Raw genomic sequence first — 23,004 nt, forward strand, 5'->3', positions numbered from 1 at the left:
CCGCTCGACGCGGGGCGCTGCCCCCTCACCCGCCAGTCACCCTTCTGACCTGCCACGTTACGGTGTACGGGTCCTGACCCCACTCACTGGCTGCTCCCGGAGACCGCCACATGCCCGCACGAACCGTCCTGATCCTGCAACACGTCGAGGTCGAGAAGCCCGGCCTGATCCTCGATGCCCTGGACGGCAGCGGGCTCGATATCGAAATCCGCAACCTGATCGACCGCCCGGACGCCTCGGCCGACGTCCATCCCCCGGTTTCGGGCCGACGCGCTTCGGCATGGGGTCCCGACGCTGGGTGTGTGCCTGGGAGCCCAACTTCTCGCCCGTGCCCAGGGCTTGGCGGTACGGACCGGCAGTGAACTCGGTCGGCCGAGCGAGATCGGCTGGGTGCCGTTGCGCGACGTGGACCGCGATGATCCCGTCGTCGGGCCGCTGGCAGCCGCCCCCGCGGTACTCCACTGGCACGGCGACCGCATCGTGCCCACTCCCGGCACCCGCGTCCTGGCCCGTACCGACACCACCGAGTGCCAGGCGTTCCGGGCCGGGCCGGTCGCCTGGGGCCTCCAGTTCCACCTGGAGGTCACCCCGGACCTCCTCGACGACTGGCTCGCCGAACCCGCCTTCACCGCCGAGGCAGAGGAAGCTCTCGGCTCCCAGGCGATCGACGCACTACGAGCCGACGCCCGCGCGGCAGCCCCGGCCCTGCGCCCGCTGGCCCAGCAGAGCCTGTCCCACCTCCGGACCCTCTTCCAGCCACACGCCGATGGCTAGGCCGGGCTTCCAGTCACACGCCGATCGCTAGGCAGGGCTTCCAGCCACACGCCGATCGCTGGACCCAGTCACGCGGCTCCTCGCACGGCCAGTCCGACGACAGCCAGGCAGCCACGGCATCGAGAACCGCGTACGTGAAACCTGCCCGCTCCGCGAAGTCGTCGGCATGGCGCCGCATATCACGGGCCGGTGATGCCGATCACTTCCCCGGACAGGGTCTCTTCGCTCCGATCATGCCCCGGGCCCCGATCACGACCCGGCAGGCAAGTCCAGGAGCTCGACGAGTTCGCCCAGAAGTCGGGCCGCCGGTGCCGGGTCGAGCAGCCACTTCAGGTGACTGCCCGGCAAAGTGCGCACGTCGTAGGGGTTGTCCGGCGTCAGTGCGTTGCCCTCGCGGATCAATCGGTCCTGAAGGGCGAGGGGCAGGCTCGCGTCGTCGGCCAGGCGGACGAAGGTCTTCGGAATCCGGCCCCAGGTCGCGGCTTGCGCCCGGTCGGCGGAGGTGCCTACGTCCAGGTTCTCGTCGGGCTGGAAGGTGTTCAGGAACGTCAGGAACTCCTCGTCCGTGCCGTCGGCGAGGAAGGCTGCCTTGAACGCGGCCAGCATGTCCGGATCCGCGGTGCGGAAGTTCGTGCGGAGCAGGCCGAGTTCGGCCGGGTTTCCGGCCATCGCGGGAGCCAGGGAAGCGACGTCGACCGTGGCCATCTCAGGCTCGGCGTAGTAGTCGTTGGCGTCGAGCTCGACCGGGCACCAGGCAGAGACGTACACGATGCGGTCGATCAGGTCCGGTCGCGCGTTGGCCGCGGCGGTGGCCGTCATACCGCCGCGACTGTGCGAGACGAGGATCACCGGGCCGTTCCGCTTGGCCCGCTCCAGGATCCCGATCAGATGCGCGGCGTTGTCGGAGAGCGTGACGCCCTTGATCGAGCCTGGCTCGGTGGCAAGCCCTTCGAGATCCTGCGGTGCCTGGTAGGCGCGCGGGAAGGTCGCCCCGAATCCGTGGCCAGGCAGGTCGACGGCGACCGAACGGTGTCCGAGCAGGCCGAGTTCGGCCTGGAGCGGCGCGAAGGAGAAGGAGTTCGCGAAGGCTCCGTGAACCAGAACGAATGTTGGTTGCATCGGTTGGATCGGTTGCATCTGTCTACCCACTCTTTCTCAGCCTTCGCGGCGTCGGCAGCATGCGCGTTGCCGATCTCCAGGGCGTCGTGCAGACAGTTGCCGGTGCCCGAAGGCTCACATTACTCAACGAAAGATCACCCGCACCACCCTGAAATGAGGAACGGGCAGCTTCCTAGGCGGGAGGCGTGGCGTCGGCAACGGCCGTGCGGCCGCCCGCTATCCGCAGCGTCAAGGCGGCCGCGACGCCTGCCACCAGTCCGCAGGTCAGGGCGGCTGGGGTACCGACGCCAAAGCCCGCGACCAGGCGCAGCGGATCTCCGCCCAGGCTCGCTCCGTTGATCACCATCCGCAGCAACTGGCTGACCAACAGCCCGAGGACGGTCGCGCAGACCGTGGTCACGGCCATTGCGGGGACGGTGGCGCGGGTGAGCAGGCCAGGCAGTCGCCGCAGCGACCACCACACCACGGCGAGCAGCACCACATCGATGGCGCGGTAGAGGAACCATTCGCCGAGCGGTCCGCTCCCCGGCCAGTCCCAGCCGCCGAGCAGCAGCCACTGGCGCAGCAGGTCGCCTGGTTCGGAGACCATCCCGATGCGCGGGGAGATGCTCTGGATGGCAGCGGCGACCGGGGTGTACGAGAGGACGAACAGCGACAGTGCGATCACCGCGGTCCCAACGGTGGCGGCCAGGCGGGCAGCACGCACCAAAACAGCCTGCTGCGGCATCTGCCCCTGCTGCCCCCGCCTCTGGTCCTGCTCCTGCTCCTGCTCCTGCTCCTGCTCCTGACCACGCCTACGCCCACGCCCCGGCTCCGCGCCGGTGATCCGAGCCAGCAGCACGGTCGCCACCGCCGCAACCAGCGCGGCCGCCAGCACGACCTCCCGCCCGGTGGCGATGATGTTCGACAACTGGGGCAGAAAGCGGAAACTGCCGTGTCCACCCGAGGCGATCATCCACGGCGCGGAGACGGTCACCGCCAGCGTCCCGGCCACCAGACCCCAGGTCCACACCGCGAGCAGGGCGGCCGTCGTCCGGCCCTTGACCGGCGGCAACCGACGGATCAGCAGCAGCGCCCCCACCACAAAAAAGACGAAGAGCGCGACGTATCGAATCTGCTGCGCGGTGGTGTGCAGTTCGACGTAATCCAAACCGTCGATGGCGGCCGTGGACCCGGCTCCGCCGAACGCTTCGTTGCCGAGCCGAGCGGAGGCCGGTGGGTCGTACGACCAGGGGGTCAGCCATCCTTTGAGCTCGCCGGTGCCCGGAATGCCGATGATGTTGGTGGCCCCCGGGAGGTCCAGCGCGGGTGCGCTCGCCCCCGCCCACCACACAAGTGCCAAGAGCAGCAGTCCCCCGGCCAGTGCTGGTATCGCTGCGCGCCGGTATGTCATCTACTCCCCCGACTTGTCGCGTATCCAATGAACTTCATGACCAGTTGGACATTACGGAAGCTTGATCACATAAGGATCACAGGCGCATGCCGACTTGACTAGGCGTCAGGATCACGCCATAACGCATCATGCAGCCGGCCCAGGCCCTGGGCGGTGAAGTAGACGCGGCCGGCGGTGGGTTGGCCGTCGACCGAGTGCCTGGCGTGGCGGCGGTCGACCGCTCAGAAGGCCCCCATGTCGGCGGAGACCCAGTGTTCCGGCTGCATATGGATGGCGATGTGCGCACCGAGGTGCGCCTTGTCGTACTCGACGAAGCCGGCGACCTTGTCCTCGGGGAGGTACCGTGCGGCCATCTCCCAGGACCGCTCGTGACTGTCGGGTTCCGTCCTGATCACCGGCCCTTCCACGGACACGTAGCGCACGGTCGGCTCGGTCCGCTGCACCATCAGGCTGAAGCGCCCCGCCTGCCGAATGGCCCGCGCCTTACGGGAGTCGGGCCCCGTACGCACCCAGAGTTCGCCGCCCGGCGTGTAGTGATACCAGATGGGGACGGTCAGCGGCGCACGGTCCGGTCGCTCGACCACCGACAGCGCACCGACATGAGGTTCGGCCAGAAACAGCTCTCGTTCTCGCTTCGACAGGCTCATACGGTCGACCCTAACGGCGACCGACGGCGTCAGCCATGCGGCGCCCGAAGGCGCGTCGGAGGGGACTGCGGCGTGGGAGGGACTTCGGCGCCAGGGGACTTCGGTCCCGGTCCCGCCTGGGAAGTCATCGTCGGGTCATCGACATTTCATCGGTCGTGGCTACGGTCGAGCACTCCCGACGAGGTGAGCGCTCGGGTGGCCCTCGCCATGGCCAGTGGCACCGTGGGCGTCTCCTTGTACGACTGGGTCGGCTCGGAAAGGCATCGACACAATGACACGTCCATCGGACGAGAAGGACGCGACGGCCGGCGGGCACTCCCGCCGCAAGGTCCTCAAGCTGGGCATCGGCGCCGCCGTGGGGGCGGGAGTCATCGGTTCGACTGCGGGGATCGCGAGGGCCGGCGGGCCGAACGACCCGTCCAGTCCGACGATCGCGTACAAGGTGAAGAACCTGAGCGGTCCGGCCGAGACCGGCTCGTTCGCCTCACCCTGGACCGACCTCGGCATCCCCGTGCGGTGCCCCAACGGCACCATGCTGTTCGTCGGTGGCGACACCTTCAACGGCGACCACGTACCGCGGCCCGGCGAGCCCGCCGATGACTGGCGCGCCCCGGTCGGACTGCGCTCCAGCAGTGCGGACCTGAACAACCTGCGCATCGACGGCAGCGTCGGCGGCGGCCACGCCAACAGCCTGGTCGACGAACCGCACAACCCGGTCGGCGACAAGGCCACCACGGCGATCCCGTCCGATGTGTTCGTCGTCGACGGCGTGATGTACATGCACCTCATGCGCGGTGTCATCTACGACACCCATCACACGGACTTCTGGCGCTCCACCGACAACGGCGAGAGCTGGGAATACCTGTGCCAGTGGCCGGGGGACCTGCACGGCGGCCAGTTCCAGCAGAAGACCTACGCGGTGGCCGACGACGGCTACTGCTACGTCCTGTCCTCGGTCTTCAACCGCGAGGTGGAATCGGGGATGTTGCTGCACCGGGTGCGGAAGGAGAGCCTCGGCAACCCGGACGCCTACGAGCCGTGGGGCTATGCCGACGGTGGCTGGCGGTGGGGGGCGCCGCCGACGACCGTCTTCGGCACCCGCAAGTGGGGCGAGATCTGCTTCCGCGCCATGGACGGCAAGTACGTCCTCACCTGGCTGAACATGAACCCGTTGTCGATCCGGGCGATGGTCTTCCCGCTGCCGACGTCCGACCTGACCAGGACGCTGGAGCAGACCATGATCGTGCCTGGCGCGCCCGGGCAGGAGGTGGGCAACCTCGTCGCCAGTCCGTACGGCGGGTTCGTCGTCCCCGGTTCGACGTTCGGCGACTTCCACATCGTCGTCAGCCAGTGGTACGACCCGTGGAACTACCGGTTCATGCAGTACAAGGTCCATATGCTGTCCTGAGCCGGGAGCCGGTGCGGCACGTGCGGGCGCGGTCCGAGGACCGGCGCCCGCACGGTGCGTTCGGCGTCGTGGAGCCGTCTGTCGCCTCGGCCGAGAAAGGACACGCGGGTGCGCGAGGGCGCAGGGAGGCCCATCCCTGTCCGCATCACCCCGAAAGGTGGTTTATCGCCTACTTTCCGGTGGCCCGGAAAGCCTGACAGGGTTCCCTCTCGGCGACCCCCCGCCCCCGCATGCAGAGTCCACGACCGAGGACGAGTGATCTGTTGATGCCCCTGATGCCACGCCTGCCGTTGCACTCCGCTTCGGCCCTGGTCGCCGCGGTCGCCCTGCTGTCCAGCGCCGCCGTTCCCTCATCGGGCGCCCGGGCCGCGCCCGACGTGCATCCCGCGGTCGCCCCGTCCCACGACCGCGCGCACACGGACGTACTGTTCATCGGGGCGCACCCGGACGACGAATTCCAGTCACTGGCGACCTTCGGACAGTGGCGGCAGCGCCGCGGACTGTCGACCGGCGTGGCCACCATCACCCGCGGCGAGGGCGGCGGGAACGCCGTCGGCCCGGAGGAGGGGGCCAAGCTCGGCCTCATCCGGGAGCGAGAGGAACGCAAGGCGGTCGGCCTGGTGGGCATCCGCAACGTCTACTACCTCGACAAGCCGGACTTCTGGTACACGCTGTCGGCACCGCTCACCGGCAAGGTCTGGAACCGGGCGCCGCAACGGCGCACCGACACCCTGGAACGCATCGTCCGGCTGATCCGCGCGACCACGCCGAAGACGGTGGTCACGATGGATCCGCGGCCGTTCAACCAACACGGCGCACACCAGCAGGCCGCACGGCTGGCCGTCGAGGCGTTCCGGCTGGCCGCCGACCCCACGGCCTTCCCGGAACAGATCCGCAAGGAGAAGTACCGCCCCTGGAAGCCATCCGAACTGCTCACCCAGAGTTGGGGGTTCAAGGGCCCGGTGGGTCCGGGCTGCGCCGGACACCCGGCCGTCGACCCGCCGACCGGCCTCCCCGTCGTCGGCTACTGGACCGGGGGGCGGGCGCCCGACGGCAGGACCTGGGCCCAGGTCGAACGGGGCGCCGCACGGACCTATGTCACCCAGGGCTTCGGCTCACTGCCGCGCAAGGTCACCACCCCACGCCGCAGGCTTCCGTGCGAGTGGTTCACCGTCCTGGCCAGGAACGGCGAGATCGTGCGGGCGAAGGTGCGGAACCAGTCCGGTCTGCGGCCTCTTCACGCCGAGTTCCGGGAGTGGGCGGAACGTACAGGGCTGCCCTGGCTGGCCAACGACGCCCAACCCGACTATCCCGCCAACCCCCGCAGCACCGCCCCCGCCGTCGCCAACGCCCCCGTCGTGGACGGCAAGGCAGGCCCCGGCGAGTACCCCGGCCCGGAGCTGACGTTGCGTCACTGGGAGGGAAAACGGTGCACGCCGGCGGACTGCTCGGCGACCGCCCGGATCTCCCGCCACGGTGCGGCCCTCTACGTCCTGGTGCAGGTCCGCGACGACATCAAGGGCGCGGCCCTGAACGCCCGGACCGACTGCAAGCGGCACTGGCGCACCGACTCCGTGGAGATCGACCTCGATCCACGCGGTGACTCCCACGACACCTCGACCACCTTCAAGACCGGCATCCTGCCCTTCACCGCGGACCACGGCGGCCCGTGCGCCGGACGCGACGGCGACAACCACCAGGGGCCGGCGGCAACCACCGCGCCCGGCATGGCCGTCGCGGCCACGGTGACCGAGCCGTACACCGGCTACACCGTCGAGGCGAAGATCCCCTTCAGCGTGCTGCCGGCCGCCGTCGACCCGAACCGCCTCACCGCCAACGTCCTCGTCTACGACTCCGACACCAAGGACAAGACCGGCAAGAGCCGGCTCGCGTGGTCCCCGTTCGGCAGCGCCCAGGCCGATCCCTATGTCTGGGGCCCCTTGCGCCTGCCCGGTTACCACTCGCCTGTGGGACGTCCGACGCGTCCGGCCGACATCCCGTTGGAGGCCGCCCGTAGCAAGGACTCGCCCGCCTCCGTCGCCCAGGCGCGCCGCACCGGCGTTCCCCTGGCAGTCGGGCCCCGCCATCGGCCCCACCACCGGCACCGGCACTGACCGCTTCATGCAGCTTTATGCAGCCCGCTGTCGCGGCTGCGTCTGCCGTTTCCGTGTCGCCAGGTACAGCGCCACCAGCCAGCCCACCAACGTCGCCCCGAACAGCACATTGATGACGAGTACCGCACGTCGCGTGTCGATGCCTTGCCGGAAGGCGATGAAGGAGGGCAGGAAGTACACCAGGAGCCCACCGACCAGCAGGACTACCGCCTCCAAGGGCCCCACGTCCACAGACACCGGCGCTCACTCCCTCAACTCGACATCAGCTACCGGACCAGGTTACGCAAACGCACACGTTCTCCTGATCCGGCCCTGCGCGACTGCCCGGCCCCCAGGGTCCATCATTGACTTGGACGCCCGAGCGGCCCGTGCAGCAGGATGAAGGCGAGTGGGATGAAGGGGAGTGGAACGTGACACGCATACTGGTCATCGGTGGCGGGATCGCCGGTACGGCGACCGCGTTGGCCCTGCACAAGGCAGGACTGGACGTCGCCGTGCACGAGGCGCATCCCGACACCGCCGAGGACATCGGGGCGTTCCTGACCCTGGCGAGCAACGGTATGCGTGCCCTGGTGCAGCTCGACGCCTCGGATACGGTCACCGCGCTCGGCTTTCCGCTGCCCTCGATGCGGGTTCTCGACGACCAGGGCGGCGAGGTGGCCCATGTGCCGCTCGGCGAGGCCGACGACGCACGGTTGCGGTACCGGTGCATCCGCCGCGGTGAGTTGAACGCGGCGCTCCAGGCCGAGGCGATCCGCCGCGGCATCCGGATGACGCACGGATCGCGACTGCTGTCCATCGAGGACGGCCCGGATCAGGTGGCCGCGCGGTTCGCCGACGGCAGCGTCGCGACCGCTGATCTCCTCGTCGGCGCGGACGGCCTGAACTCGACCGTCCGGCGGTCGGTCGCGCCAGGCACCGAGCCCGTCTACGCGGGACAGTCCGTCTTCTACGGCTACACACGCAGCGCCCCGGTGACGGAGGACACGGGCCACATCACCATGGTGCGGGGCAGCCGCGTCGCCTTCGGTTACGCGGTCTCGCCGGACCGGGAAACGTACTGGTTCGCCCGCGTCGCGGGTCAGGCGCTCACCGCCGCGGAACTCGCCGACCCGGCCCCCGCCCACTGGCGTGAACGACTCGTCGCGTCGCTGCGCCAGGACACCACACCTGCCGCGGCCATCGTCGCGGCCTCCACCGACGGCATCATGGCCACCAACGCCACCGAGATACCTCCGGGCACGCCCTGGCGCTCCGGCCGGATGCTACTCGTCGGCGACGCCGCCCACGCGGCCTCCCCGGCGACCGGCCAAGGGGCCTCGATGGCCTTGGAAGACGCCGTCATCCTCGCCAAGTCGCTCCGGGACACGCCCGATCCGGAGAGCGCGCTCGCTCTCTACGAGTCCTGCCGCCGGCCACGCGTGGAGCACAACATCACCGTCAGCGGACAGATGTCCCGCGGCACCCGCACCCCACCGGCACGTACCGGCCGGGCCCCCTCCGCCGCGCGCCCCGGCGACGACAAGCTGCTCGGCCAACTGGACTGGAACGTCGATCTGCGTACCGCCTCCAGCAGCACGGACTGACCTGACCTCACCGAGGCCACTTTTCCGGTGTGCTGCTGGTGGTGACCTGACAGACGGCGGGACGGCCGGGAGCCGGAGACCTGCCCTCGGCGACGACACGGACGTCGTCGAGAAGGATCCGGCAGGTCGCGACCGTGTGCTCCGCCGGCTCCACCTCGACCCGGGCCAACTCGCCGATGTTGACGAGCGCATGCGCGCTCCACGGGAGCTGTGTGCGGCCGAGCCGGGCGATGCGGTGGACCGGCTGGAAGCTGTCCGGATTGAAGCGGTAGCGGACGGCGGTGGCATGGCCCCGGCCGCCGACGGCACCGCCCTGATAGGTCAGGTACCAGGCGTTCCCGCCGCGCAACCGCTTGAACCAGACGGTGTGGTCCTTGGCCCACAGCGCGCCACCGAACCCGAGGCAGGCCACGGCGAGCCCGCCCAGGGCGAGATAGAGGGTGCCACGGGAACGGCGACGAGTCTGCAAGGACATGACTGCCGGGCTTTCTGTCGTGCGGACGGCGAACTGCTGCCGTTGATAGGACGCCAGCGACGACCGTTTGGTTGACGCACCCGTCCCGCAGACCGGATGCCCCGACGATCCGCCCGCCCGGGCGCCCCGAACGCGAGTCAGCTCGGCTTGACGGCGGAGACGACCGTGGTCGGCATCCAGGGGCCGCTCCACCACATGCGGGCCCCCACACCACGGCGGGTGATGTCGCGCATTCCGAGCCGTTGCAGGTCGGCGCCGTACTGACGGGTGTGACGGATATCGGCGACCACCAGGCGGCCGCCCGGCCTGAGCACGCGTACCGCCTCCTCGATGGCCGAGGTGCGCCCGGCGGCGTCGGGGATGTTGTGGATCGCCAGGCTGCTGATGATGACGTCGAACTCGCCATCCTGGAAGGGCAGTTGGGTCATGTCGGCGGTGTGGAGTTCGACACGGTCGGCCACGCCCTCTGCCTGTGCGTTGCTTCTGGTGACGGCCGGGTCGTTCCCGCTCTGGTCCTGGCCACGCCAGAGGTCGACGCCGTGCACCCGTCCTTCGGGGAGGCGCCGGGCCGCCGCCAGCAGCACCGCGCCGCGCCCGCAGCCCAGGTCGAGTACGTGCTCGTCACCGCGTAGCGCCAGTCCGTCGAGAAGTCCCTCCCAGACGACGAACTTGCCGCGGCGGGTGACGTACAGATACAGGCCCGCGGACACCAGCATCAGACAGCCGAAGACGAGCGCCCCGAGGGCGGAGGTGAGGCCGTGCCCGGTCAGCCATACGATGCCCCACGCCAGCAGCCCGATGCCCATGGCACCGTACAGCGCCGGGATATAGGGTGCGTCCACTCCGTACGTGCCTTGCCGCCGGGCGGTCGGGCGCGGTGCTATGCGGTCAGTCAAGGTGATCTCCCCCTGTTCGCGACGGTTACCGCGATGCCGTGCGTGGTTACCGTCATGTCTTTCGTGGCTATCACAATGACTGTGGCACGGCCAGGCATCGACACCACACTCGACGTGCCGGAGGCGCCGAATTCCGACACGGGAATGGCGTGTTCAGCGAATTTCGACCCTGTGCCGGCCTGATCTGTCTGGCCTGGTCTGGTCTGATCGGTTGGCCGGGCGACATTGGTGGGTTGGTTGCCGTGTTGGCGTGCGGTGGTACGTTCCGGTTCATGCCGCCTACTGAGCCACATACTGATGTCTCCTTCTTCACCGGCCGTGACGGTGTGCGTCTCGCCTACCGGGAAATGGGTGCGGGGAGACCGCTGGTACTCCTGCACGGCATCACCGGTGACGCGACGCTGTGGTCGCACAACGGCCAGGCCGAAACGATCGCCGCCCGCGGATACCGCGTGATCCGGCCTACGGCAGGTGCTGGGTGGCGCGGGCGGGGCGGACTCGTTTCTGCGGCGGGTCTTCACCGGGCTGGGGACGTTCGAACCGGGGTCGCCGGAGCAGCAGACCGAGCAGTGGCTCCGGGCGAACGGCGCGGACCCGGTCGCGATCCTGCATGTGCTGGATTCGCTGGTCGCCACGCCGGAGGAGGCGGTGGGGCAGATCCGGGTGCCGACGCTTGTGGTGGTCGGCGAGGACGACGAACGCACCGCGTCGGCCGACGAGTTGGCCGCAGCACTGCCACACGCCACCCGGGCCGTGGTGCCCGGGGACCATTGGACGGCGGCCCTCGCCCCGGAACTCACCGCGGCGATCCTGGACTTCCTTGAGGGCGATGAGGGCGATGAGGGCGATGAGGGCGATGAGGGCGACTGATGGAAAGGGACAGGCAGGGAGAAGGGGAAGGCAGGGGAAGGGAGCGGCCGGTGCGGGTGCTGCCGCTCCCTTCGACCGGCTTGATCAGGGTGCTTTCGGTGCGCGGCCGAAGAGCCGGCCGGCGAGGTCGATGCCCGTGACGTTCCCGGTGTCGTCACGGGTGAAGAACCCGCGCTGGCCCTTCAGGCCGCCCTCGGTGACGATGTACGCGTCGCCGTCGCCGGGCAGCAGACCCATGGTGGCGGCCGGGTGGTCCGGGGGCATGTCCGCCTCCGCTGCCGCGCGGATCTCCGGCTTGATCCCGACCGCGCACCCGCCGACGCGGACCGCGCCGCCGGGACCGTGCTGCTCTTCGTGCTCGGCAGCGCCCTCGGGCCCGCCGCGCAGGTGTCGCTGACCCGGCGACTGAGCAAGAACGGCAAGGACGACGCCGAGCAGCAACTGGCCGACACCATGGCCCGTGCCGCCGAGTTCGCCCAGCCGTACCCGCGGCTGCGGGAGCGCCTGGGCACGCCCGCCGCCACCGACTACTCCGCGGCGCCCGACCACACCTTCGAGTTCGGCCTCCGGGCCATTCTGGACGGCTTCCAGGCGCACCTCGGTGCCAGTCATGACGACGGCCGTGGCCACGGCCACGGCGACAGTCACGGCGGTCGTCACGCATAGACGATGCCGGCTCCCGGGTGGGTGCCTCGGCTGGTCGGCCTTGCACTGCTTTCAACATTTTGCCGGAGAAGGGGAGTTGCTGTTCGCGGACGGGTGTCGCTCAATGGAGATCCGTAGGCGGGCAGCGCCCGGTTCCCTTCGGTGTGCGAGGTGTCTGCGCGGCGGCCGAAGGTGTCTGTCGGCCTCGTTGTGACGACGACAGACTGGGGCGATGGCGGTGGCGATGGCGGTGGCGGTGGCGATCGGGCGCAAGAACGAACTCCTGCGGCTGCGCCGGGGCGAAGTGGTCGCCGACGCGATCGCCGACACGGTCGACCGGGCGTGGCATGCCCAGCCGCCCGGGGGCCGCCATGCGCCCCGCCCGGCTGGGGCTTTCGCACCGGCGCGTGTTTCGCGGCGGGGGGCGTGCGTCATGCGGACTGGCCGTTGGCGCATGCGGTCGCGGGCCGGGCGCGGGGCATGCATCCATGCGCTCTCCCCAAGGGGTTGCCTTCGCTTACGGGCCGGGGTCGACTGGACAGAGAGTCGGCCGCTTGCCTGGCCGGGGAAGCGCGAGTTGCCGGGCGGATGGCCTGACCGCGCGCCTTCGCCGAGGTTTGCCGAGGTGCGCCGAGGTGCGCTCCAGGTCCATGGGAACCGGCGAGAAGTCGGACCAACCCGGTCGCTGCAGGTGTCCGAACCGCCTTCTGGTCGCGGCGGACCGGCAGGGCCCATATCAGAGGTATACATGTGGTGTTCAAAGTGGCGTCCGGCGCGCCGGACCGTGCTGCCTACCGTTCGGAGTTGCCCGGCGGTGCGCCCCAGGCGACCAATGTCGTGCACCGGGTCGGCGCGCTCCTGGCCGAGCTGGCACAGGCGACGACCCCCCTGTCCCTGACCGAACTCACCGGCCGGACGGGGCTGCCCAAGACCACGGTCCACCGGCTGCTGGCATCGATGTGCGACGCGGGACTGGCGCGGCGCGGCGCCGCCGGATACCTGCTCGGCCTGGCCGCGCCCCGGGCCGGGACGCCCGCGCCCGCCCGGCCGTCCCTCACCCTGCCACGGCGCTGGTACCTGCCCCACCTGGTCGAACTCTACGAGCGGACACACCAGATGGTGGGCCTGTGCGTGCTGGTGGGCGACGACGTGGCATTCGTCGAGCGGATCTACGGGCACGACCGGCTCGACGACGGTGGGGAGGACACCGACCGGCTGCCGGCCGGGAAGACGGCCGCGGGCCGCGTACTGCTGGCCTTCGCGCAGGCGGAGCGGCCATGTGGGGTGGGGCGGGCGGTTGCGGTCGCGGGGTGGGAACGGTGTCTGGCCGACATCCGGCGCCGCCGGATCGCCGTGCACACCGACGCCTGGGGAGCCGGTGTGTTCCGTGCCGCCGCCCCGGTGTCCGACCGTGCCGGCCGGGTCGTGGCGGCGGTGGAGATCGGTGGCGGGGGGTGCCCGGGTGTGGGCGTGACGACGCTGGTCGAACAGGTCCGCCGCACCGCGCACGCCCTGACGGCCGCCGCCCGCTGCCTGAACTGACCGCGCTCCCGTCCCGCCCCGGCCGGCTGCCTGGCTGGGGTGCCTGGCCCGCTGCCTGGTCGGCCCCGGTTCAGCCGCCGGCGATTGCGGTGAGGATCTCCACCGTGTCTCCGTCCTGAAGGGGGAGGTGGTCTTCCGCCGGGGACACCAACTCGCCGTTGATCAGCACCCGGTGGGTGCCGCCCAGCCTTCCGCAGCTGCGGATACCGGTCCTCGGCGCCGCGGAGCGCCTCGCCGAGGGTCGCGACGGGGAAGGCCCGCGGCGGTCCGCGCGAACGAACAGGTGTCGACGGGGCTGATGCACGCCGTGCCGATGCGCCGGTGGGGCACTCCCGAGGAGATCGCGGGCGCCCCGCCGGCGCCGCGCCACCCGCCCGGGCACCGCGTCGGACCGAACGCCCTCACCGGATCCAAGGGTTGGCGCTGGTGGCTCGCCTGGGAGTGCGCTTGACGGGCGCGAGGTGGGCGGCCGCCACGGCGGCGGTGAGCCGGGCGGCCCGGGTCGCATGAAACGGCGCCGCGCCCGCCCGTTCCTCCCCGGACGCTCCGTCGGCGTCGTGGTCCTCTGGTGACGTGTCGCGTTCCGCCATGAGCTCTCGACCTTTCTGACGACCCGTTGTCGTCAGCGACATGGTGCAGCCCGCGGCAGTACGGTGACCAGGAAATCAGTTAAATTCCCCCGCACGCGCGGGTGTTGGCCAGAGATCGGCCCAGCGCGTACCGGACAGCGACCCCCATCCCGGCCCGTCGCCTCTCCTATCGCCTCTTCCTTCACAAGTCTTCCTGCACACGTCTTCCTTCCACGCCTTCCGTGGCACAAAATCCCGGCGGCGCACACCCACCGACACCGACCGCCGCGGCCACGGGAGGCCACCATGCGACCACGCCTCGCTGCCCTCACCCTCGGCGCGGCCCTGCTCTGCGCCGTCCCGGCCACGAGCCCCGCCGCGCAGGCCGACCCGCGCACACCGGCGGCCGCCCGATCCCAACCACCGCCCGCCCGGCCCGGACAGGCCGCGGCCCGGCCCTTTCCCACCGGCACCGTCACCGCGCCCGACGGCCGAACGCTCTTCACCGACCGGTACGGTCGTGTCCTGCGGCCGCGCGGGCTCAACATCGGCAAGACCGACACGGTGACCGAGGAGCACCTCGCCCAGCTGGCGCGCGACGGCTTCGATCTGGTGCGGCTCAACATCCAGTGGGAGAAGGTCGAACCGCACCGCGGACGCTACGACACCGGCTATCTGCGCTACCTCGACCGGGTCCTGGACTGGGCCGACCGCTACCGGATCCTGGTCCTGATCGACTGGCACCAGGACGTCTTCGGCCCGGCGTTCGGCCACAACGGCATGCCCGCCTGGGCCACCCGGACCGACGGCCTGCCGTTCGAACCCAACCCGGACGACTGGTTCGCGGACTACTTCCAGCCGGCCGTACAGGCCGCCTTCACGCACCTCTACGACGACCCCGATCTGCGGGCCGCCCAGCGGGCCGCGTACGTCAAGGTCGCGTCCGTGCTGCGCGGCCACCGCTCCCTGCTCGGCTACGACCTGTTCAACGAGCCGTTCGGGCCGGTACCGGGCGACCCGAGCAACCCCCAGGACCAGATCGACGCTGCGGCGGCGCTGGAACGCGGCCGGCTGGCGGCCATGTACCGGCGGCTGATCGGCGCCGTCCGCTCCGCCGACCCCGATGCCTGGCTCTTCGTCGAACCCACCGTCCTGGTCGGCCAGGGCGTCCCCACCAGCCTGCCCGGTTTCGCCGACCCCCGGCCCGGTACCGACCGCATCGGCTACGCCCCGCACTACTACGACACCGCCGTCGAGTCGGGCGCCGACTGGAACCCGTCGGACCGCTTCATCGAGCGCTACGAAGCCGCCATCGGACGCTATCCCACCGCCCACCGGCTGCCGGTGCTGGTCGGCGAATGGGGCCCACCCCAGGCCACCACCCCCGGAAACGCCGAGCTGATGCGACGTCAAGTACCGTCCATGGAGCGCTTCGCCGCCGGCTGGACGGCGTGGTACGACTGCCGTGCGGACAAGGGTGGCGGCTACTGCGTCTACGACCGCGACGGCAACCCCGCCCCCGGCAAGGAGCCGGCCTTCGCCCCCTACGCGCCGGCGGTCGCCGGCCTCCCCGGCACCGAGTCCTACCACCCGGCCACCCGCACCTACGCCCTCACCCTGACCGCCGACCACACCACCCGCCGTGCCTGGACGGTCATCTCCCTCCCCGCCAGCGCCTTCCCCCACGGCGCCCGGCTGTCCGTCACCGGCGGCGGCCCGGCCTCGCTGGCGGTCCACCCCGGCCGGGCCGCATTGCTCCTCCCGTCCGCGCGGCCCGGGGCTTCGGTACACGTAACGGTGACCGACGGCAGCTGAAGCGCCGGGGTGGCGCGGCACAGGGCATGGACCTCTCACCGCCTGCGCGTGGTCACGGCACCGTGATCACCAACTTGCCGGTGGTGCGGCCGGTTTCACCGGCTTCGTGTGCCTTGGCCGCCTCGGCGAGCGGGAACGTGCCGGCGATGTGCGCCACCAGCCTGCCCGACGCGGCGAGATCGGCGATCGCCTGCATGCCCGCGTGGTCGGCCTCGACCATGAGCACCTCGACCCGCACCCCGCGCCGCGCCCCCTCGGCACGCAGGTCGTCGGCTTCCTTCCCCCGGGACTTGATGGAGACCAACAGGCCGCCTGGACGGAGGGTGGCCATGGAGCGGGGGCCGTAGTCGCCGGCCAGGGCGTCGAGTACGACGTCGACGTCGCGCACGGCCTCGGCGAAGTCCACCGAGCGGTAGTCGATCAGTTCGTCGGCGCCCAGGCCGCGCAGGAAGTCGTGCTTGGCCGCGCTGGCGGTGCCGATGACATACGCGCCCCGGGCCTTCGCGATCTGGACGGCGAGATGGCCGACCCCGCCCGCGGCGGCGTGGATGAGAACCCGCTGTCCGGCCTGGATGTTGGCGGTGTCGACCAGCGCCTGCCACGCGGTGAGCGCGGCCAGCGGGAGGGCCCCTGCCTGGATGTGGTCGATGCCGGCCGGCTTGTGGGTGAAGGACCTCGCGGGCCCGGTGACGTAGGTGGCGAGGGCACCATGGCCGTGCGGGTAGGGCAACATGCCGAAGACCTCGTCGCCGGGCTTGAACAGCGTGACGCCCGGGCCGACTTCCTCGACCACTCCGGAGACGTCCCAGCCCAGGACGAACGGCGGCTCGGGCAGGTGCAGGCCGGGGGTGGCGCGGTGGATCCAGTCGGTGGGATTGATACCGGCCGCGTGGACGCGGATGAGCAGGTGGCCCGCAGCGGGCTCCGGGCGGGGTAGTTCGACCTCCCGCAGGACCTCCGGCCCGCCCAGGACGTCCTGGCGGATCGCACGCATGGTGGGAGCTGCGGTGGTTGTAGTGGCTGTGATGTCTGTGGTGTCTGTCGTCATGCTTCCAGGCTGCCGCCGGCGGCCCGTGAGCGAAATGGCCTGATAGCCAATATCCGATAGGATCGTGCCATGCATCGTGTGGTGGTTCTGGCGCTGGACGGCGTGTATCCGTTCGAACTCGGCATCCCCAAGCGGATCTTCGGCAACGCCGGGGGCCGTTATGAGGTGTTGACGTGCTCGGCGGACGGCCGGCCCGTGCGGACGTGCGCCGACTTCACGATCCTGGTCGAGCACGGCCCCGAGGTGTTGCGTACCGCGGACACGGTGGTGATCCCGCCGTACGACTGGGCGCTGACCACGCCGGCACTCCCCCGGCCGGTCGCCGACGCACTGGCGCTGATCCGGCCGGGCACCCGCATCGTGTCGATCTGCACAGGGGCGTTCGTGCTGGCCGCGGCCGGTCTGCTGGACGGCCGCCCGGCAACCACCCACTGGCAGCTGGCCGAACAGTTCCGTGCGCTGTTTCCCCGGGTGCAGCTCGATCCGGAGGTGCTGTTCGTCGACGACGGGGACATTCTGACCTCGGCCGGGGCCGCATCGGGGGTGGACGTCTGTCTGCACGTGGTCCGGGCGGATCACGGCAGCGCGGTGGCGAACCGAGTGGCCCGGCTCTGTGTGGTGCCGCCGTGGCGCGACGGCGGCCAGGCACAGTACATCGAACAGCCGGTCCCCGACCCGACGACGACAGGCACCGCGCCCACCAGGCACTGGGCGCTGGAGAACCTCCATCTGCCGCTGACCCTGGACACCCTTGCCGAGCACGCCCGGATGAGCCGTCGCACCTTCGCCCGCAGGTTCGGCAACGAGGTGGGTATGAGCCCCGGCCGATGGCTGATCGCCCAGCGGGTGGAGCGCGCCAGGCAGCTGCTGGAGTCCAGTGAGCTGTCCGTCGACCACATCGCGGGCCGGGTCGGCTTCGCGACGGGGACGTCTCTTCGGCAGCATTTCCATGCCGCCCTCGGCGTCGCCCCGTTGGCCTATCGGCGCACCTTCCGCATGAGCACGGACGCCCGGACGTACGCCTGACGACGTACCACGTCAGGCGAGATCACAGCCCCGAGCGAGGCATCGCCTCACCTCGCCTTCCCATGGCTTCGGCCGTGGCCCAGGCCGTTTCCTCCCGTCGGCTCGGCCGTTGGTCCTGGTGTCATTCGTCACCTCTGCTCATGAAAGGCACATGATGCGTCTGTTCCGCCCGATGACGATCGGTCTCAGCAGTATTGCGCTGGCCTTGGCGCTGCCCGCCGGCACGGCGCTCGCCTCGACCGGGAAGTTCACATGGATGGGGCCCAAGGGCCAGTCGTACTTCCTCCAGAACCCGCCGGACAGCAAGTGCCTCAACATGAGCCAGCAGGCACGCGGCCCGCGCAACAACACCAAGCAGCCCCTGACCGTCTACGCCGGCAAGCGCTGCACGGGAAAGGCGACGCGCCTGGCCCCGGGGCAGGCCGCGCCGTCCGCCACCCGCTTCGCCAGCGTCATCTTCAACCCGCGCTAGGAGACCCACCACCCGCGGCGCCCCCGAGGGATCGCCCGCACCTCACCGAACGCCCCGTTCAGATCGCCCGGCACGGGACCGGCCTGCCACCGAGGAGATCTGGACGGGGCGTTCTGCGTTGTGACGATGAAGGCTAGTCAGCGTCGGCGGCCTCGCGGATCGTTCGGGCGGTGGTAGCCGGGTCGTAGTCGGCGGGGACGCCGTCGACCAGGATGATGTCGCCGTCGATGTGCCGCGAGCGCAGCGGGGCGATCTCCTGGTACGCGGGTGAGTCCCACCAGGCCCGTGCCTCGGTGATCCCGGGGAAGCCGATCACCACGACATGTCCGGGCCAGGAACCCTCCTTCACCTCGTGCTCGGTGGCGTGCACCAGGAAACGGCCGCCGAACGGCTCGAAGGTACCGGTGACGCGCTCGATGTACTCGGCGATCTCCGGGTGCGGGGCGGCCTCCTGGAGATGGGCGATGGCGTAGGCGGGCATGGCGTCGTCCTCCGGGTTCTGCTGCGTATCGACTGCGTGTCGGCTGTGTCTCGACCTCGCTTGTACGGCGATGATCCTGACATGCGGAGGCGGGTGGTGGCGATGACTTGAGAGATATGCGGGTCCGTAAAAGCGTTTGACGCGCGTGGTGTTGGGCGATCGGATGGCGTGCGTGAGCAGCGGGCAGAGGCATCCGGACAGGCACCCCGTCGACACCGGGCTCGTACGGCGACTGGTCGGCGCCCGGTTTCCGCAGTGGGCCGGGCTGCCGGTGGTACGGCTCGCCTCCGGCGGCACCGTCAACGCCGTGTACCGGTTGGGCGACGAGATGGTGGTGCGGCTGCCGGTGGTGGCGGGCGGCGCCGGGGATGTGGTGAAGGAGCGGGAGTGGCTGCCGCGTCTGGCGCCCCTGCTTCCCCAGGCGGTTCCCGAGGTGCTGGGGGCCGGGGAGCCCGCGGAGGGGTATCCGTGGCCGTGGTCGGTGTGCCGGTGGTTGCCCGGGGAGAATCCCCGGGCCGGGGCGCTGGACGAGCCGGTGGCGCTGGCCCGGGATCTGGCCGGCTTCGTGGCCGCGATGCGGGGCGTCACCCTGCCCGGCGCGCCGGTGGCGCACCGTGGTGGGGCGCTCGGCACGCTTGATGCGTCGACTCGGGCGGCGATCGAGGTGCTGCGCGGTATCCCGGAGGAAGGTGTGGACTGTGCCGCCGCGGCCGCGGTGTGGGAGGACGCGCTGCGGGTTCCGGGCTGGGACGGGCCGGCGGTGTGGCTGCATGCCGATCTGATGCCGGGCAATCTGCTGGTGGCCGGCGGCAGGCTGACCTCGGTGATCGACTTCGGGTGCCTGGGAGTGGGCGATCCGGCCTGCGATCTGTTCCCGGCGTGGAATCTGCTGCCGGGCGATGCCAGGGAGGTCTTCCGCAGGGCGCTCGGCGTGGACGATGCGACGTGGCGGCGCGGCCGGGCGCGGGCGCTCTCACAGGCGCTGATCGCGCTGCCGTACTACCGGACGACGAACCCGGCGATGGCCGACAACGCCCGGCATGTGATCCGAGCGGTGCTGGCGGACGACTGAGTGACCGGCAGATGGCCGGTGACCGGTGACTGGCAGGCGGCCGGTGGTTATCCGGCGAAGGGGCCGTTGGCGGTGAAGGCCGCCTGGGCGAAGCGTTCGCCGATGCGGCGGTGGGTGGCGGCGTCGGGGTGGAGCTCGTCGGGCAGGGGGAGTTCGGCGGCGTCGGCGGCACCGTAGAGGTCGCGGCCGTCGAGATGGTGCAGATGGGGGTCGTCGGCCGCCCGCTGCCGGACGATCCGGTGGAGTTCGTCCCGAATGCCCTTGAGGGTCAGTTTGCCGCTCGCGCGCTCCGCCGGATCGCCCGTGGCCCGGAACCGCAGCAGGCCGGCGCCGAGGGCGGTGAGGTCCGGGGCGCTGGGGCCGGGGGTGTCTTCGTGGATGGGGCACAGGATCGGCGAGATGACCAACAGCGGTGTGGTGGGGTGGCCTTCGCGGATGGTGTCGAGGAAGCCATGGACGGCGGGGGTGAAGGCGCGCAGGCGCATCAGGTCGGCATTGACCAGGTTGATGCCGATTTTGACACTGATCAGGTCGGCCGGGGTGTCGCGCAGGACGCGGGCGGTGAACGGGTCCAGCAGGGCGCTGCCGCCCAGGCCCAGGTTGATCAGTTCCACGCCGCCGAGGGAGGCGGCGAGCGCGGGCCAGGTGGTGGTGGGACCGGCCGCGTCGGTGCCGTGGCTGATCGAACTCCCGTGGTGCAGCCAGACCTTGCGGCCCTCGTACGGTACGGGCTCGACGGGGGCGTCGGTGCGCAGGGCGACGAGTTCGGTGGTCTCGTCGTGCGGCAGCCAGATCTCGATGTGCTTGACGCGGTCGGGCAGGCCGGTGAAGCGGAGGATGCCGGTCGGCCCGGGCTGGTGCCGGGCGGCGCCGGTGGTCATGTCGAGAGTCAGGGTGTTGCCGCCGGGCACGCTTGCCTGGCCGGCCGGCCGTCCGTCGACGAGCAGGTCGTAGCGGCCGTCCGGGCGGGGTGGGACGCCGAGGTAGACGCGCTTGGTGGGGCGGGTCTCCAGTTCGACGGCGGTGGCGCGGGTGCGGAACACCAGTCGTACGCCGGAGGGTTGGGACTCGGCCATGGCGAGCTGCACGTCCGGGCACTGGGCGCGGGCCCATGCGGGCAGCCGGTGCGGCAGCAGCCCGTGCTCGGTGCGCTCCAATTCGAGGGCGCCGCGCAGGATGTCGGCGGTGAGGGGGGTGCTGATGGGGGTGGTGGTCCAATGGTGCCGGTGGTCGGTGTTCATCGCCTCAGCCTGTTGATCGAGGGGTGGGAGGTGCGGGAGGCGCGGGAGCCGTCGGCCAGTTCCGCAGGAGGGCGTCCAGGGCGTCCAGGACGCGTGACCACGTTTCCTGGCTGTCGGGGGCGCTGTGGCTGAACCCTCCGCCCATCTCCAGGCTGACGTAGCCGTGGAAGACGCTGCCCAGCAGCCGGACCGCATGGGTCTGGTCCGGTTCGGTCAGGTCGTAGCCGCGCAGGATCGCCCGGGTCATCTGGGCGTGCCGACCGCCGGCGCTGGCGGCCGCGGTCTCCGGATCGAGCCGGAACTGCGCGGCGGCATAGCGGCCCGGGTGCTCCCGTGCGTAGTCGCGGTAGACGTCCGCGAAGGCGGCGAGGGCATCCTTGCCGGCCCGGCCGGCCAGGGCGTCCGCCGCCCGGTCGGCCAGCTCCTCCAGGGCCAGCAGCGCGATCCGGGTCTTGAGGTCATGGGAGTTCTTCAGGTGCGAGTAGAGGCTCGCGACCTTGACGTCGAACCGCCTGGCCAGCGCCGAGACGGTGACCTGATCGAAGCCCACCTCGTCGGCCAGCTCCGCCGCCGCCCGGGTCAGACGCTCCAGGGTCAGTCCTACACGCGCTGCCATATCCTCCCCTTCATTTACCTGAAGCGATTATGCATGTGCCTAAAAGCTTTAGGCAATCCCTCTCCTCCGCAATCAGGCGTAACGAACCGGGCCGGATGAGCCCACAGGATGACTTCGGAAGCGACCGTGGTCTGACGACGGCCTTCAACTCCCGCACTACGTTCGGCGGTTGAGAAGAGATCGATGGCCGGAGGCGATCGATCCGGCATACGAGAGGTTCGGGAGCGGTATGAGCGGCGGAGCAGCGCATGCGCTGGGCGCGGTGGGACGGCAGCGGCGGAGGGCCTGGCACGGCCGTCGGGCGCGTGCGGGGGTGGCGGTCGGAGCGGCGGTGGTGAGCGTGGCGACGGCCCTGGGCACGGCCGGTCCGGCCCAGGCGATGTCGGGTGGGACGCAGCTGCCGCAGCGCGGCGCGGCACCGTGGCTGGCCACGCTGGCCGTCAAGGGGGACGGCCCGTTGCCGAACCGTGCCTCGTGCGGCGGGGCGCTCATCGCCCCGGACCGGGTGCTCACGGCCGCCCACTGCCTGGACGGCGCGGACTTCCACAAGGCCGAGGTGCACATCGGTTCCTCGGTGCTCTCGAAGGACCCGGGCACCGTGCGCGAGATCCGTGCGGTCACCCTGCACCCGCGGTACAAGCTGCTGCCCTCCCCCGTGGATCCGCACGCCCCCGAGCTGTCCTCGGCGGCCTACGACCTCGCCGAGATCCGCCTCGCCGAGCCCGTGCGCGGCGTCCGGCCACTGCCCCTCGCCCACCACCGGCCGGCCCCCGGGACCCGGGTGTCCCTCTTCAGTCACGGCACCACGGCCGCTCCGGACCCGTCCCACCCGGAGCGGGACATCCGCGGCGATGTGCTGCGCCGCGGTGACCTCACCGTCCGGACCCACGACCGGTGCGCGGCCCAGACACCCGCCGTCGTGGACGACGCGTCGGTCTTCTGCGCCCGCGACGTGCCCAGCGGCCGCACCACCATGTGCTTCGGGGACAGCGGCAGCCCGCTGGTCGTCCGGGGGCGCCGCGGCCCGGAGCTGGCCGGCGTGTTCAGCTTCGCCGGCGAGACGGCGGGCAAGGTCTGCGGGCAGCCGGCCGATGCCGCGTTCGCCGATGTCCCGGCCCTTGTGGGGGCGTTGACGTAGCAGAGACCGGCCGGGCACAGCGAAGGGCGGGGGCCGCGACGATGCGTCGCGGCCCCC

General features: G+C 70.9%; 26 protein-coding genes. 12 read left to right on the forward strand and 14 right to left on the reverse strand.

Annotation, left to right across the window (positions count from 1 at the left end; translation table 11 throughout):
- Positions 1-83 precede the first annotated feature (83 nt).
- Positions 84-251 carry a hypothetical protein gene (locus ACRAS8_RS01580; RefSeq protein WP_438483921.1) on the reverse strand — a complete coding sequence of 56 codons (168 nt, stop codon included), beginning with the start codon at positions 249-251 and terminating at the stop codon, positions 84-86.
- Between ACRAS8_RS01580 and ACRAS8_RS01585 the strand changes: the two genes are divergently transcribed.
- Positions 250-774, forward strand: a complete 525-nt coding sequence (locus ACRAS8_RS01585) for a type 1 glutamine amidotransferase (protein WP_438490312.1) — start codon at positions 250-252, stop codon at positions 772-774. The two genes, ACRAS8_RS01580 and ACRAS8_RS01585, sit on opposite strands and share 2 nt — an antisense overlap.
- 249 nt (positions 775-1,023) lie before the next feature.
- Here ACRAS8_RS01585 and ACRAS8_RS01590 read toward each other — a convergent pair whose 3' ends face one another.
- The 3 genes from ACRAS8_RS01590 to ACRAS8_RS01600 form a co-directional block, all read right to left on the reverse strand.
- A complete protein-coding gene (locus tag ACRAS8_RS01590; RefSeq protein ID WP_438490313.1) occupies positions 1,024-1,893 on the reverse strand; it encodes an alpha/beta hydrolase in 870 nt (289 codons plus the stop codon).
- 172 nt (positions 1,894-2,065) lie between these two features.
- A complete protein-coding gene (locus ACRAS8_RS01595) occupies positions 2,066-3,286 on the reverse strand; it encodes a hypothetical protein (RefSeq protein WP_438483922.1) in 1,221 nt (406 codons plus the stop codon).
- A gap of 221 nt (positions 3,287-3,507) precedes the next feature.
- Positions 3,508-3,933 carry a pyridoxamine 5'-phosphate oxidase family protein gene (locus ACRAS8_RS01600; RefSeq protein WP_438483923.1) on the reverse strand — a complete coding sequence of 142 codons (426 nt, stop codon included), beginning with the start codon at positions 3,931-3,933 and terminating at the stop codon, positions 3,508-3,510.
- A gap of 271 nt (positions 3,934-4,204) precedes the next feature.
- Between ACRAS8_RS01600 and ACRAS8_RS01605 the strand changes: the two genes are divergently transcribed.
- Both ACRAS8_RS01605 and ACRAS8_RS01610 read left to right on the forward strand, forming a co-directional pair.
- Positions 4,205-5,341 carry a DUF4185 domain-containing protein gene (locus ACRAS8_RS01605; protein ID WP_438483924.1) on the forward strand — a complete coding sequence of 379 codons (1,137 nt, stop codon included), beginning with the start codon at positions 4,205-4,207 and terminating at the stop codon, positions 5,339-5,341.
- 266 nt (positions 5,342-5,607) lie between these two features.
- The gene (locus tag ACRAS8_RS01610) at positions 5,608-7,455 is read left to right on the forward strand and encodes a sugar-binding protein (RefSeq protein ID WP_438483925.1); all 1,848 of its coding nucleotides are present in this window, start codon (positions 5,608-5,610) and stop codon (positions 7,453-7,455) included.
- Positions 7,456-7,470: 15 nt separating this feature from the next.
- Here ACRAS8_RS01610 and ACRAS8_RS01615 read toward each other — a convergent pair whose 3' ends face one another.
- Positions 7,471-7,692: a superinfection immunity protein gene (locus ACRAS8_RS01615; RefSeq protein WP_438483926.1), complete on the reverse strand. Its 222-nt coding sequence runs from the start codon at positions 7,690-7,692 to the stop codon at positions 7,471-7,473.
- Between the two features lie 173 nt (positions 7,693-7,865).
- On the opposite strand from ACRAS8_RS01615, the gene ACRAS8_RS01620 reads away from it, so the two are divergent.
- The gene (locus ACRAS8_RS01620; RefSeq protein WP_438483927.1) at positions 7,866-9,041 is read left to right on the forward strand and encodes an FAD-dependent oxidoreductase; all 1,176 of its coding nucleotides are present in this window, start codon (positions 7,866-7,868) and stop codon (positions 9,039-9,041) included.
- A 7-nt stretch (positions 9,042-9,048) separates the two neighbouring features.
- On the opposite strand, the gene ACRAS8_RS01625 is transcribed toward ACRAS8_RS01620, so the two are convergent.
- The gene (locus ACRAS8_RS01625; RefSeq protein WP_438483928.1) at positions 9,049-9,516 is read right to left on the reverse strand and encodes a hypothetical protein; all 468 of its coding nucleotides are present in this window, start codon (positions 9,514-9,516) and stop codon (positions 9,049-9,051) included.
- Positions 9,517-9,653: 137 nt separating this feature from the next.
- Positions 9,654-10,412 carry a class I SAM-dependent methyltransferase gene (locus tag ACRAS8_RS01630; protein WP_438483929.1) on the reverse strand — a complete coding sequence of 253 codons (759 nt, stop codon included), beginning with the start codon at positions 10,410-10,412 and terminating at the stop codon, positions 9,654-9,656.
- Positions 10,413-10,883: 471 nt separating this feature from the next.
- Here ACRAS8_RS01630 and ACRAS8_RS01635 point away from each other — a divergent pair, with 471 nt between their 5' ends.
- A complete protein-coding gene (locus ACRAS8_RS01635; protein ID WP_438483930.1) occupies positions 10,884-11,282 on the forward strand; it encodes an alpha/beta fold hydrolase in 399 nt (132 codons plus the stop codon).
- Between the two features lie 84 nt (positions 11,283-11,366).
- Here the strand turns inward: ACRAS8_RS01635 and ACRAS8_RS01640 are convergent, their stop codons facing one another.
- The gene (locus ACRAS8_RS01640) at positions 11,367-11,546 is read right to left on the reverse strand and encodes a hypothetical protein (RefSeq protein ID WP_438483931.1); all 180 of its coding nucleotides are present in this window, start codon (positions 11,544-11,546) and stop codon (positions 11,367-11,369) included.
- Here ACRAS8_RS01640 and ACRAS8_RS01645 point away from each other — a divergent pair.
- Positions 11,532-11,948 (forward strand): TetR/AcrR family transcriptional regulator C-terminal domain-containing protein, encoded by a 417-nt coding sequence (locus ACRAS8_RS01645; RefSeq protein ID WP_438483932.1) that lies wholly within the window; start codon positions 11,532-11,534, stop codon positions 11,946-11,948. The genes ACRAS8_RS01640 and ACRAS8_RS01645 overlap by 15 nt on opposite strands.
- A 729-nt stretch (positions 11,949-12,677) precedes the next feature.
- Positions 12,678-13,469: an IclR family transcriptional regulator gene (locus tag ACRAS8_RS01650; protein WP_438483933.1), complete on the forward strand. Its 792-nt coding sequence runs from the start codon at positions 12,678-12,680 to the stop codon at positions 13,467-13,469.
- 70 nt (positions 13,470-13,539) lie between these two features.
- Here ACRAS8_RS01650 and ACRAS8_RS01655 read toward each other — a convergent pair whose 3' ends face one another.
- Positions 13,540-13,851 carry a MoaD/ThiS family protein gene (locus ACRAS8_RS01655; RefSeq protein WP_438483934.1) on the reverse strand — a complete coding sequence of 104 codons (312 nt, stop codon included), beginning with the start codon at positions 13,849-13,851 and terminating at the stop codon, positions 13,540-13,542.
- A 19-nt stretch (positions 13,852-13,870) separates the two neighbouring features.
- Positions 13,871-14,059: a hypothetical protein gene (locus ACRAS8_RS01660; protein ID WP_438483935.1), complete on the reverse strand. Its 189-nt coding sequence runs from the start codon at positions 14,057-14,059 to the stop codon at positions 13,871-13,873.
- A 285-nt stretch (positions 14,060-14,344) separates the two neighbouring features.
- Here ACRAS8_RS01660 and ACRAS8_RS01665 point away from each other — a divergent pair, with 285 nt between their 5' ends.
- Positions 14,345-15,853 (forward strand): cellulase family glycosylhydrolase, encoded by a 1,509-nt coding sequence (locus ACRAS8_RS01665; protein ID WP_438483936.1) that lies wholly within the window; start codon positions 14,345-14,347, stop codon positions 15,851-15,853.
- Positions 15,854-15,905: 52 nt separating this feature from the next.
- On the opposite strand, the gene ACRAS8_RS01670 is transcribed toward ACRAS8_RS01665, so the two are convergent.
- Entirely contained in the window at positions 15,906-16,901 is a 996-nt protein-coding gene (locus ACRAS8_RS01670) for an NADP-dependent oxidoreductase (protein WP_438483937.1), read from the reverse strand.
- Positions 16,902-16,970: 69 nt separating this feature from the next.
- Between ACRAS8_RS01670 and ACRAS8_RS01675 the strand changes: the two genes are divergently transcribed.
- On the forward strand, positions 16,971-17,927 hold the full coding sequence (locus tag ACRAS8_RS01675) for a GlxA family transcriptional regulator (protein WP_438483938.1): 957 nt from the start codon (positions 16,971-16,973) through the stop codon (positions 17,925-17,927).
- A gap of 151 nt (positions 17,928-18,078) precedes the next feature.
- On the forward strand, positions 18,079-18,399 hold the full coding sequence (locus tag ACRAS8_RS01680) for a hypothetical protein (protein ID WP_438483939.1): 321 nt from the start codon (positions 18,079-18,081) through the stop codon (positions 18,397-18,399).
- A 133-nt stretch (positions 18,400-18,532) separates the two neighbouring features.
- Here the strand turns inward: ACRAS8_RS01680 and ACRAS8_RS01685 are convergent, their stop codons facing one another.
- Positions 18,533-18,880: a DUF1330 domain-containing protein gene (locus ACRAS8_RS01685; protein WP_438483940.1), complete on the reverse strand. Its 348-nt coding sequence runs from the start codon at positions 18,878-18,880 to the stop codon at positions 18,533-18,535.
- Between the two features lie 163 nt (positions 18,881-19,043).
- Between ACRAS8_RS01685 and ACRAS8_RS01690 the strand changes: the two genes are divergently transcribed.
- Complete coding sequence (locus ACRAS8_RS01690) at positions 19,044-19,952, forward strand: aminoglycoside phosphotransferase family protein (RefSeq protein WP_438483941.1); 909 nt, start codon at positions 19,044-19,046, stop codon at positions 19,950-19,952.
- A gap of 47 nt (positions 19,953-19,999) precedes the next feature.
- Here the strand turns inward: ACRAS8_RS01690 and ACRAS8_RS01695 are convergent, their stop codons facing one another.
- Together ACRAS8_RS01695 and ACRAS8_RS01700 are read right to left on the reverse strand one after the other, a co-directional pair.
- A complete protein-coding gene (locus ACRAS8_RS01695) occupies positions 20,000-21,193 on the reverse strand; it encodes a GDSL-type esterase/lipase family protein (RefSeq protein ID WP_438483942.1) in 1,194 nt (397 codons plus the stop codon).
- 4 nt (positions 21,194-21,197) lie between these two features.
- Positions 21,198-21,809, reverse strand: coding sequence for a TetR/AcrR family transcriptional regulator (locus ACRAS8_RS01700; protein ID WP_438483943.1), 612 nt, complete (start codon positions 21,807-21,809; stop codon positions 21,198-21,200).
- 229 nt (positions 21,810-22,038) lie between these two features.
- Here ACRAS8_RS01700 and ACRAS8_RS01705 point away from each other — a divergent pair, with 229 nt between their 5' ends.
- Positions 22,039-22,947, forward strand: coding sequence for a S1 family peptidase (locus ACRAS8_RS01705; RefSeq protein ID WP_438483944.1), 909 nt, complete (start codon positions 22,039-22,041; stop codon positions 22,945-22,947).
- Positions 22,948-23,004 lie beyond the last annotated feature (57 nt).

This window comes from Streptomyces sp. S186, from assembly GCF_051603415.1.
GTDB lineage: Bacteria > Actinomycetota > Actinomycetes > Streptomycetales > Streptomycetaceae > Streptomyces.